The sequence below is a fragment of the Streptomyces milbemycinicus genome, assembly GCF_002154605.1.
Lineage (GTDB): Bacteria > Actinomycetota > Actinomycetes > Streptomycetales > Streptomycetaceae > Streptomyces > Streptomyces milbemycinicus.
Genome location: NZ_MUNE01000345.1, coordinates 1 through 10,663 on the forward strand (window position 1 = coordinate 1; position 10,663 = coordinate 10,663).

The following is a 10,663-nucleotide window of genomic DNA, read 5'->3' on the forward strand; positions in this document are numbered from 1 at the left end:
GGGCCGTGGGTGGTGATGGTTTCGGTGAGGGTGGGGCCTGGGATGTAGGTGGTGGCGAGCCAGGGGGTGTCTGATTCGGTGTCGGCGTCGGGGACGGTGGTGGCCCAGGGGGTGTTGATGCTGCGGGCTGCGGTGACTTCGCGGCGGAAGCGGGCGCGGAATTGGGGGTCGTGGGCGTATTGGGCTTGGATGACTTTGAGGGCGACCAGGGCGCCGCCGGTGGAGCGGGCGAGGTAGACGATGCCCATGCCGCCGGCGCCGAGTCTGCCCAGCAGCCGGTAGCCCCCGATCCGCACCGGATCCCCCGAACGCAGCGGGATCACTTCAGCTCCTCCTTCACGGCCTGGGACATCTTGATCAGCGGGGAGTACAGCAGGTCGTCGGTCTCCTTCTCGCTGTATCCCTTGGCTCCCTTGACCATCACCGACACGGTCACCGGCCCGATCCGCGAGGAGCCCCAGATGTACGGATACGGGCCGCCGGCCGAATCGCTCTCGTACTCGCCGTGCTCCCAGATCTGGTCATCCGCCGTCTCCTGGCCCCGCCGCCCCCATGGGGCGCCCGAGGACAACAGCGAGATGATCCGCTCGTCCTGGTTCAGCCGCTGCTCGGGGCAGCGCACCACCTCCTCCAGCGTGGTGGCCATCTCCTGGTCGGCGCTGTCGGCATCGGCATGCACCGACACCACCGCCATCACCCGAACCGGCCCCTTCCCGGCCCCCTTGGCGGGCAGCACGCTGTGCTGCGACAGGCTGGTGAGCACCCCCTTGGGCAGCTTCTCGCGCTGCCATACACACGCCCCGTCCAGCACCGCCCAGGTGCGCGGGTCGCTTTCGAAGGGGCGCTGCTGTACGAAGTCGGCCCCGAAGTCCTGCGGCCCGGCGATCACCTGGCGGGCCAGCCGCAGCGCCCGCGCGGAGGTGTCGGGCACCCGGTCGGGGCGCACCGTGAAGTCGGGGCCGGACGGGGTCGGGTTCGCCCGCGGCGCGTCGTTCACCGATGGCGGCGCCCCTGAGTCCGAAGACGTACCCGAGCGCTTGGGGCCCGGCCCGCCGGACCCCGATGAACAGCCGGCCAGCAGCAGGCCGACCGACAAGGCGGCCACACCGCCCCGAAGCACCCCGTGACATCGCACAGTTGCCCTCTCCCCCCACACACGACCGTCAATGACACCTTAAAATGCCGCCGTTCGACGCGGGACCCGGCGTCATGTCCGCCGGGGACTGGACGGCATCGGCCGACCCTGATAGCGCTGTGCCGAGAAGCACCCGCACCACCCACTGTCCCCCCACTCCACTCCACGGAGCACCATGACCAATGCCCTGATCATCGGTGGCGGAATCGCCGGTACCGTGACCGCGATCGCCTTGCGCAAGGCCGGAATCAACGCGGCCGTGTACGAGGCATATCCCCCAGATGGCACCGCAGGCACAGACGGCACCGCAGGCACAGCCGACGCAGCCACCACCGAAGCGGGTGCGTTTCTGCTCATCTCCGCCAACGGCATGGAGGCGTTGCGCACCATCGGCGCACACCAGCCGGTGCTGGACAACTCCTTCCCGGCAGGCCGCGCCGACTTCATCAGCAACACCGGCAAACGGCTCGGCGGGCGGCCCATGGCCGGCTCCGAGGAGGGCGCGCTGAGCGCCCGTACGATCAAACGCGCCACCCTGGCACGGGTGTTGCGTGAGGAGGCGGCGCGCCGTGGCGTACGCGTCGAGCACGGCAAGCGCCTCCTGGCGGCCCAGACCGGCCCCGACGGACGCGTGGTGGCGTCCTTCGCGGACGGCGGGCGGGCCCAGGGGGACCTGCTCATCGGCGCCGACGGAATACACTCCCTCATCCGCAGGACCATCGAAGCCGCGGCGCCCCGGCCACGCTTCACCGGCCAGCACACGGTGTGCGGCTACACCCGCGACGCCGCGTCGCCCCCGGACCCCGACACCTACGCCATGATCTACGGCAAGCGCGCGTTCTTCGGCTGCACCACGGCCCCCGACGGCGAGGTCTGGTGGTTTGCCAACACCCCGGGCGCCGAGCTGTCCAAGGACGAGCTCGCGGCGATCACGCCGGAGCAGTGGCGGGAGCAACTGGCCGGTCTGTTCGCGGACGACAACACCCCAGCGGCCGAGATCATCCGCGCGAGCGGCGAGTCCATCGTCGCCACCAACGCCTATGACATCGCCTCGACGCCCACCTGGTCCGACGAGACGATGGTCCTGGTGGGGGACGCGGTGCACGCCTGTGCGCCGAACGCCGCCCAGGGCGCGTCCCTGGCCATCGAGGACGGCGTGGTGCTCGCCAAGTGCCTGCGCGACCTGCGCACGCCCCGGTCGGCCTTCGCCGCGTACGAGCGGCTGCGCCGCGAGCGGGTGGAGCGGGTGGTCTCGACGAGCGCGGGCCTGGTCCGCCGCACCGTGCCCGGGCCGGTGGGCCGGGCCCTGCGGGACGCGATACTCCCGCGGAAACTCGAGCGGGCGGACGCCGATGGCGGCGGCGCGGACTGGCTGACCGGTTACCGCATCGACTGGGACGAGCGCGTCACGGGGGAGGTGGCGCGGGCCCGTCGGTGACGGGCCGCGGACGCGGCACGGCGGCTCGGCCTCAGGCCACCTGGGGCCGAGCCTTGAACAAGGGGGCTTGCTGTCCGGGGTTTGGCCTCGGCGGCTGGGGGCACTTGGAGCGTTCCGTGAGATCCCCACGCCCGGGAGCCCCGCGTGAACCGAGTCCGCATCGTGATCGTCGGCGCCGGATTCGCCGGCTACCAGGCGGCCCGTACGCTCTCCCGCACTCTGCGGGACGAGGCGGAGATCGTCCTGGTCAACCCCAACGACTACTTTCTGTATCTGCCGCTGCTGCCGCAAGTGGCGGCGGCCGTCCTGGAACCCCGCCGGGTCTCGATCTCCCTCGTCCAGACCCTGCCGGGGGTCCGCCTGGTGCTCGGCGAGGTCGACTCGGTCGATCTCGACGCCCGCCGGATCAACTGGACGGACCCCGAGGGCCGGCGCGGCCGGATGGAGTACGACCGGCTCGTGCTGTCCGTCGGCAGCGTCAACAAGCTGCTGCGGATCCCCGGCGTGGCCGAGCACGCGCATGGCTTCCGGGGCATGCCCGAGGCGCTGTACCTGCGCGACCACATGATCCGCCAGCTCGAGCTGGCCGGTGCCGCCGACGACCCCGCGGAGCGGGCCGCCCGCCGCACCTTCGTGGTGGTCGGTGCGGGGTACACCGGCACCGAGGTGGCCGCACACGGCGTGCTGCTCACCGATGCCCTGGCCCGCCGTAACGCCGCGCTGCGCGGTGCCCCGCCGCCGCGCTGGCTGCTGATCGACATCGCGGACCGAGTGCTGCCCGAGCTCGACCGGAGGCTGTCCGACACCGCGGACCGGGTGCTGACCAAGCGCGGCGTGGAGATCCGTACGGGCACCTCGGTCAAGGAAGCGACCAAGGACGGCGCGTTGCTCGACACCGGTGAGTTCATCGCGACCCGGTCGCTGATCTGGTGTGTGGGCGTCCGCCCCGACCCGCTCGTGGACGACCTCGGCCTGCCGACCGAGCGGGGGCGGCTGTGCGTCGACCCGTATCTCGCCGTGCCGGGCCACCCCGAGGTGCTGGCCTGCGGGGACGCGGCGGCGGTGCCCGATTTGACCCGGCCGGGCCAGTTCACGCCGATGACCGCGCAGCATGCGCAGCGGCAGGGCAAGGTGGCGGGCCGCAATGTGGCGGCCACGCTCGGGTACGGTACGCGGCGCCCGTACAAACACCACGACCTCGGCTTCACCGTCGACCTCGGCGGGGTGCAGGGAGCCGCCAATCCGCTGCATGTGACGCTGTCCGGACCGGTGGCCAATCTGGTCACCCGCGGCTACCACCTGATGGCGATGCCCGGCAACCGCGTCCGGGTCGCCACGGACTGGCTGATCGACGCGGTGCTGCCGCCGCAGGGCGTACAGCTGGGGATGGTGCGCTCCTGGGCGGTCCCGCTGGACACCGAGGCGCCCGAGCGGGTCCGGATGCCCCATACGGCCCCGGACGGCCGCTGATGGGCCAGGGACCCGAGACCACGAAGGAGCGATATGCAAGACCATCTGCTCAGCGAGCTCGGGCAGCAGCTCCGAGTGGACTCGGTACGGGCCGCGGCGGCGGCCGGATCCGGCCATCCCACCTCGTCGATGTCGGCCGCGGACCTGATGGCCGTCCTGTTGGCGAACCATCTGCACTACGACTTCGAACAGCCCCGCCACCCCGGCAACGACCACCTGGTCTTCTCCAAGGGGCATGCGTCCCCACTCCTGTACTCCCTGTTCAAGGCGGCCGGGGCGATCAGCGACGAGGAACTGCTCACCTTCCGCAAGCTCGGCAGCCGGGTGGAGGGACACCCCACGCCGCGGCTGCCGTGGGTGGATGTGGCCACCGGTTCGCTGGGACAGGGGCTGCCCATCGGAGTCGGACTGGCGCTCGCCCGTAAGCGGCTGGACAAGGTGGACAGCCGCGTCTGGGTGCTGTGCGGGGACAGCGAACTGGCCGAGGGTTCGGTGTGGGAGGCCGTCGAGCACGGCTCGTACGAGCACCTGGACAACCTCACCGCCATCATCGACGTGAACCGGCTGGGCCAGCGCGGGCCCACCCGCCACGCATGGGATCTGGGCGCGTACGCGCGCCGTCTGCACGCCTTCGGCTGGCACACCATCGAGATCGACGGCCATGACGTCACCGCGATCGACCGCGCCTACGGCGACGCGGCCTCCACGGTCGGCCGGCCCACGGCGATCATCGCCCGCACCGTGAAGGGCCGGGGCGTGGCCGCCGTGGAGAACCGGGAGGGCCTGCACGGCAAGCCGCTGCCGGACCCTGAGGAGGCGGTCGCCGAACTCGGCGGCGTACGGGAGATGGCCGTACCGGTCCTCGGCCCGGCCGCGGCCGGCATCGCGCAGCCGTCCCACGAAGGCCCCCTGACCCTGCCGCGCTTCGACCCCGGCGAAGAGGTCGCGACACGGGACGCGTTCGGGCAGGCGCTGGCCGCCCTCGGCACGGCCCGCGGCGATGTGGTCGTGCTCGACGGCGAAGTGGGCGACTCCACGCGCACCGAGCTCTTCGCCAAGGAGCACCCCGAGCGGTTCTTCGAGTGCTTCATCGCCGAACAGCAGCTGGTGGCCGCCGCCATCGGGATCCAGGCGCGCGGCTGGACCCCGTACGCGTCCACCTTCGCGGCCTTCTTCACCCGCGCCTATGACTTCGTACGGATGGCCTCCATCAGCCGGGCGGACCTCAACCTGGTCGGGTCGCACGCCGGGGTGGCCATCGGCGAGGACGGCCCCTCGCAGATGGGGCTCGAGGACCTGGCGGCCTTCCGCGCGGTGCACGGCAGCACGGTGCTGTACCCGTGCGACGCCAACCAGACGGCCCGGCTCACCGCCGAGATGGCCGAGGAGTCGGGCATCCGCTATCTGCGCACCACCCGCGGCAAGACCCCGGTCATCTACCCGCCCTCCGAGAGCTTCCCGATCGGCGGCAGCAAGCTGGTGCGCGCCACGGACGACGACCACGTGACCATCGTCGCGGCCGGAGTGACCCTGCACGAGGCGATCGCCGCCGCCGACCGGCTCGCCCAGGAGGGCATCCACGCCCGTGTCATCGACCTGTACACGGTCAAGCCGGCGGACGCACAGACCCTCCGGGCCGCCGCCGACTTGACGGGGGCCCTGGTCACCGTCGAGGACCACCACCCCGAGGGCGGGCTGGGTGACGCGGTGCTCGAGGCCTTCTGCGACGGCTATCCGATGCCCCCCACGGCCCGGCTCGCCGTGCGCGACATGCCGACCTCCGCCACCCCGGCGCAGCAGCTGGCCGCGGCCGGGATCGACGCGGAGGCGATCGCCGCCGCCGCCCGCCAACTGGTCGGCGCGGCGAACTGACGTACAACCGCTGTGACTGTACGAGGAGCGGATCATGAGCAACGACCGCGGAAAGCGTGTGGTGGTGGTCGGCGCCACCGGCAACACCGGCACCAGCGTCCTCCGGGCGCTCGGCGAGGACCCGGACGTCGCCTCCGTCGTGGGGGTCGCCCGCCGCATCCCCGCCTGGTCGCCGCCGAAGGTGACCTGGATCCGGGCCGATATCGCGGAGGAGGCGGACGACCTGGTCCGGCCCTTTGAAGGCGCCGACGCCGTGATCCACCTGGCCTGGCTCATCCAGCCCAGCCACGACCCGGTGACCACCTGGCGGACCAACGTTCTCGGCAGTATCCGCCTCTTCGAGGCCGTCGCGGCCGCGGAGGTGCCGGTGCTGGTGTACGCGTCCTCGGTGGGGGCGTACGCGCCCGGCCCCCAGGACCGCCGGGTGGACGAGTCCTGGCCCACCCACGGCTGGCCCGAGGCCGCGTACTGCCGCGAAAAGGCATACCTGGAGCGGGTGCTGGACGCTTACGAGGGCGAGCATCCGCAGGTGAGGGTGGTGCGGATGCGCCCCGCCTTCCTCTTCAAGGAGCAGTCCGCGGCCGAGCAGCGCCGCCTGTTCCTGGGCCCGTTCCTGCCCCGCCGGCTGGTGCGCCCCGCCCTGCTGCCGATGGTGCCCGACATCCGCGGCCTGCTGCTGCAGGCCCTGCACACCGACGACGCGGCCGAGGCCTACCGGCTCGCGATCGGCCGGGATGTGCGCGGCGCCTTCAACCTGGCCGCCGAACCCCCGCTCGACGCGCGTGTGCTCGCCGAGATGCTGGGCGCCAGGGTGGTCCGCACACCGCGTATCGCCGCCCGCTCGGCACTGGCCGCCGCCTGGCACCTCCGCCTGGTCCCCGCCTCCCCCCAGCTGTTCGACGCGGCGCTTCGGCTGCCGCTGATGGACGCCGGCCGCGCCCGCGATGAACTGGGGTGGCAGCCGCGGCGCACCTCCGCGGAGACGATCGAGGAGTTCCTGCACGGCCTGCGGCACGACACCGGCATGGAGACGGCACCGCTGGTGGGACACGGGGCCCCGAGCGGCTGAGGTGATCGCGTCATCGAGTCGCGGACAGGGGCGGTGTGATGCACGGTGGGAGGGGCAGCTCCACGGTGAGGGGAAGGGCCATGTCCAACCACACATACCGCGTTGTCGAGGTCGTCGGGTCATCGGGGGACGGCATCGACGCCGCGATCACGAACGGCATCGACCGGGCCTCGAAGACCCTGCGTGAGCTCGACTGGTTCGAAGTCACCGAGATTCGCGGACATATGGAACAAGGGCGGATCGCGCACTACCAGGTGGGGCTGAAGATCGGCTTCCGGATCGAGGACACCGACTCCTGACGCCCGGCGGGCAAGGTCGCTCGTACCGCCTCGTACTGACGTGCGACCGGCCGCCCGGTCGCACGTCAGCCCCGGTCAGGGCACCACGGTCACGGGCCAGCGCCCGGCCTTGACGAGCCGGATCGCGACCGAGCCGACGAAGCGGTGCCCCGCCTGCTCCGACGCGCCCACCACCACGGCATCGGCCTTGAGCTCATCGGCCGCCTGCACCAGGCCGTTGTACGGATCGCCGCGGAAGGTGTGGAACTCCCAGCGCACCTCGAAGACCCCGCGCAGCTGCTCCGTCGCCCGACGGATCTCCTGGATCAGCTCCTCGGCGACCTGCTCCGTGGTCTGGGCCACCGAGGCCCCCAGCGCCGCCCCCGCGGCCAGCACCGGCTGTACGTACACCACGGCGAGCAGCGCGCGCTGCCGCCGGGCCAGGCCGGCCGCGTACGACGCGGCGCGCCAGGAAGAATCGGAGCCGTCCACTCCGACCACGATGACTTTCGGGCCGTCCGTTCCGCGTTCGAAGGACGCGGGGAGTTTGTCCACCACATCTGCGAGGCTAGCGCCAGGAAAGGGTAGGTGATCAACCGGCCCGGACCGCGGCGCCCGCGCCGCGACCCACCATGACCGGCACCGTACGACAGGAGAATCGATGGGCGGAACGCACCGTGGCGAGCTTCTTGCCATCAGTGATCTGCACGTGGCCTACCAGGAGAACCGGGAGATCGTGGAACGGCTGCGGCCGGGCTCGGACGACGACTGGCTGATTGTCGCCGGGGACGTCGGCGAGCTGTTCGCCGATATCGAGTGGGCGCTGGGCCTGCTGAGCGAGCGCTTCGCCAAGGTCATCTGGTCGCCCGGCAACCATGAGCTGTGGAGCCACCCCAAGGACCCGGAGAAGTCCCGCGGGGTGCGGCGCTACCAGGCGCTGGTGGACATGTGCCGGGCGAAGGGGATCGTCACCCCCGAGGACCCCTACCCGGTGTGGGAGGGCATCGGCGGGCCGCTGACCATTGCCCCGCTCTTCCTGCTCTACGACTACTCGTTCCGACTCGAGGGCCTGGAGACCAAGGAGGCGGCCCTCGCCCATGCGCACGAGGCGGGGGTCGTGTGCACCGACGAGCACTTCCTCCACCCGGAGCCGTACGCCACCCTCGACGCGTGGTGCCGGGCCCGCGTCAAGGAGACCGAGGCGCGGCTCGAGGCCTGCGACCCCGAGCTGCGGACGGTGCTCATCAACCACTGGCCGCTGACCCGGCTGCCCACCCGGGTGCTGCGCTACCCCGACTTCGCCCTGTGGTGCGGCACCGAGCTCAGCGCCGACTGGCATGTGCGGTTCCGCGCCGAGACCGTGGTCTACGGACATCTGCACATCCCCAGGACCACCGTGGAGGACGGGGTGCGCTTCCAGGAGGTGTCGGTCGGCTATCCGAGGGAGTGGAAGCGCCACGGGCTGCTGCCGGAGGACCCGCTGCGCCGGGTGCTGCCGGTGCCGGTGTCCTGACCTGCCGGCATCCCGTACGCGCCCGTCTTGACGGCACCGGCGGGTGGCGCCGTACGGTCACGGCTGTGAACCCTGACGTGGTGTTCCTGCCCGAGACCTACGCCGCCGGTGTCCCGTACGCGCTCTTCGCCGAGGCGCGCGCCACCCGCCCCGTCTGCTGGATCGAGGAATCCGCGGTCGGGGCGTGGCCCGCGGGCCCCGGCTTCTGGGCGGTCTTCCGGCACGCCGACGTCAAACATGTGCTGCGTACGCCGGAGGTCTTCTCCTCCCATCTGGGCGCCACCCAGATCCGCGACCCGGACACGCCTGGCGATCTGGAGTTCGTCCGGGCGATGATGCTCAATCAGGACCCGCCGGACCACTCCCGGACGCGGCGGGTCGTCGCGGCTGCCTTCACCCCGCGTGCGGTGCGCGAGCTCCAGGCCGTCATCGAGGCACGCGCGCGGACGCTCGTCGAGGGTGTGGCACCGCGGGGCGAGGCCGACTTCGTGGAGCTCGCGGCGGATCTGCCGGTGTGGACGCTGGCCCATGTCATGGGCGTGCCCGAGAGCGACCGGGGGCTGCTGTTCGACTGGGCGAGCCGGGTCATCGGCTACCAGGACGCCGAGTACGCCGCGTCGAGCACCGCCGATGCCGCAGGGCTCAGCCCGATGGGGCGCGCCGCGCTCGCCCACCGGCCGCGGTCGCTGACCCGCCCGGACGGCCGGCCGATGAACCCGCGCTCCCGCGAGGCCCTGGCCGATATGTTCGCCTACGCCCACGCGCTGGCCGAACGGCCGCGGCCCGGCACCGTGATGGCCCACCTACGGGAGGGCGGTCTGAGCCGCGAGGAGTTCGAGAACATGTTCTTCCTCTTCGCCGTGGCCGGGAACGAAACCCTGCGCAACGGCATCCCCGGCGGGCTGCTGACCCTGCTGGACCACCCCGAGAGCCATGAACTCCTGCTGGCCCGCCCGGAGCTGACCGACTCCGCCGTGGAGGAGATGCTGCGCTTCTGGCCGCCCGTCATCGACTTCCGCCGCACCGCGACCCGCGAGGTGGAGCTGGGCGGGCAGCGCATCCGGCGCGGCGACAAGGTCGTCGTCTACCACGCCTCCGCCAACCGCGACGAGGCGGTCTTCAACGACCCCGATCGCTTCGACATCACCCGCAGCCTGGGCGACCACGTCAGCTTCGGCCACGGCCCGCACTTCTGCCTGGGCGCGCACCTCGCCCGGCTGCAGATGCGGGCGATGCTGCGCGGCGCCCTGACCCGCCTGCCCGGGCTGCGCCGGGCAGGCGAGCCGGTGCGGCTCATGTCCAACTTCCAGAACGGCCTCAAACATCTGCCGGTCAGCTGGGAAACAGATCGCTGAACGGATCGGTCGTGTCCCCGACCGACCGGCCGAAGGGCGCGTCGAAGTCCCAGACCAGGAAGAGCAGAAAGACCATCAGCGCGCAGAACATCGCGGCCATCGCCAGCTCGCGCGGTGTACGGCGGATCTGCAGCGTGAACAGCAGCCCGACCACCAGCGCCGCGCCGACGACCAGCCCGAGCCAGACCACTCTGGGCATCGTCGGCCCGGCGTTCTGCGCCCGTGCCTCGCGGGCGGCGTCCACCGCGGCGACCTGGTCCACCAGTGGCTGGTAGATATGCCACTCCCGCTCGGTGCGCGGCGTGTAGTCGGTGACATCGCGCCGCAACTCCGCCAGCAGCGTGGCGCCGCGGTCGGTGAGCTCGCCCTTGTCGATCATCACCTGCCACTCCTTGGACACCACATGGTCCGCATACGCCCGGGCGTCCGCGCGGATGCGGTCGCGTACCGGTGCGGGGTAGCCGGCCGCGCGCTCGCTCACCTCGTGCAGCGCCTGCGCCTCCGTGCGCACGCCGTCCTGCGCGGCGCCGCGC

General features: G+C 71.9%; 11 protein-coding genes. 7 read left to right on the forward strand and 4 right to left on the reverse strand.

The genetic code is table 11. From position 1 onward, the window contains the following. Together CCN51_RS26935 and CCN51_RS26940 are read right to left on the reverse strand one after the other, a co-directional pair. A partial coding sequence (locus tag CCN51_RS26935; RefSeq protein WP_483883449.1) for a protein kinase family protein occupies positions 1-323 on the reverse strand: 323 nt, incomplete at its 3' end. Further along, the gene (locus CCN51_RS26940) at positions 320-997 is read right to left on the reverse strand and encodes a hypothetical protein (RefSeq protein WP_014174354.1); all 678 of its coding nucleotides are present in this window, start codon (positions 995-997) and stop codon (positions 320-322) included. The genes CCN51_RS26940 and CCN51_RS26935, both read right to left, overlap by 4 nt. A gap of 313 nt (positions 998-1,310) precedes the next feature. Here CCN51_RS26940 and CCN51_RS26945 point away from each other — a divergent pair, with 313 nt between their 5' ends. From CCN51_RS26945 to CCN51_RS26965, 5 genes are all read left to right on the forward strand, one after another. After that, entirely contained in the window at positions 1,311-2,573 is a 1,263-nt protein-coding gene (locus CCN51_RS26945; protein ID WP_014174353.1) for an FAD-dependent monooxygenase, read from the forward strand. A gap of 144 nt (positions 2,574-2,717) precedes the next feature. After that, complete coding sequence (locus CCN51_RS26950; protein WP_014174352.1) at positions 2,718-4,043, forward strand: NAD(P)/FAD-dependent oxidoreductase; 1,326 nt, start codon at positions 2,718-2,720, stop codon at positions 4,041-4,043. A gap of 33 nt (positions 4,044-4,076) precedes the next feature. Next, positions 4,077-5,915 carry a transketolase gene (locus CCN51_RS26955; protein WP_014174351.1) on the forward strand — a complete coding sequence of 613 codons (1,839 nt, stop codon included), beginning with the start codon at positions 4,077-4,079 and terminating at the stop codon, positions 5,913-5,915. Positions 5,916-5,949: 34 nt separating this feature from the next. Continuing rightward, positions 5,950-6,984: an NAD-dependent epimerase/dehydratase family protein gene (locus CCN51_RS26960; protein ID WP_014174350.1), complete on the forward strand. Its 1,035-nt coding sequence runs from the start codon at positions 5,950-5,952 to the stop codon at positions 6,982-6,984. An 80-nt stretch (positions 6,985-7,064) separates the two neighbouring features. After that, the gene (locus CCN51_RS26965; RefSeq protein WP_014174349.1) at positions 7,065-7,283 is read left to right on the forward strand and encodes a dodecin; all 219 of its coding nucleotides are present in this window, start codon (positions 7,065-7,067) and stop codon (positions 7,281-7,283) included. A 75-nt stretch (positions 7,284-7,358) separates the two neighbouring features. Here the strand turns inward: CCN51_RS26965 and CCN51_RS26970 are convergent, their stop codons facing one another. Beyond that, complete coding sequence (locus CCN51_RS26970) at positions 7,359-7,820, reverse strand: universal stress protein (protein ID WP_043486280.1); 462 nt, start codon at positions 7,818-7,820, stop codon at positions 7,359-7,361. 103 nt (positions 7,821-7,923) lie between these two features. Between CCN51_RS26970 and CCN51_RS26975 the strand changes: the two genes are divergently transcribed. Together CCN51_RS26975 and CCN51_RS26980 are read left to right on the forward strand one after the other, a co-directional pair. Next, positions 7,924-8,775, forward strand: a complete 852-nt coding sequence (locus CCN51_RS26975; protein WP_014174347.1) for a metallophosphoesterase family protein — start codon at positions 7,924-7,926, stop codon at positions 8,773-8,775. Between the two features lie 65 nt (positions 8,776-8,840). Next, on the forward strand, positions 8,841-10,130 hold the full coding sequence (locus CCN51_RS26980) for a cytochrome P450 (RefSeq protein WP_106436325.1): 1,290 nt from the start codon (positions 8,841-8,843) through the stop codon (positions 10,128-10,130). Here the strand turns inward: CCN51_RS26980 and CCN51_RS26985 are convergent. Continuing rightward, a partial coding sequence (locus CCN51_RS26985) for a bestrophin-like domain (RefSeq protein WP_086860170.1) occupies positions 10,108-10,663 on the reverse strand: 556 nt, incomplete at its 5' end. The two genes, CCN51_RS26980 and CCN51_RS26985, sit on opposite strands and share 23 nt — an antisense overlap.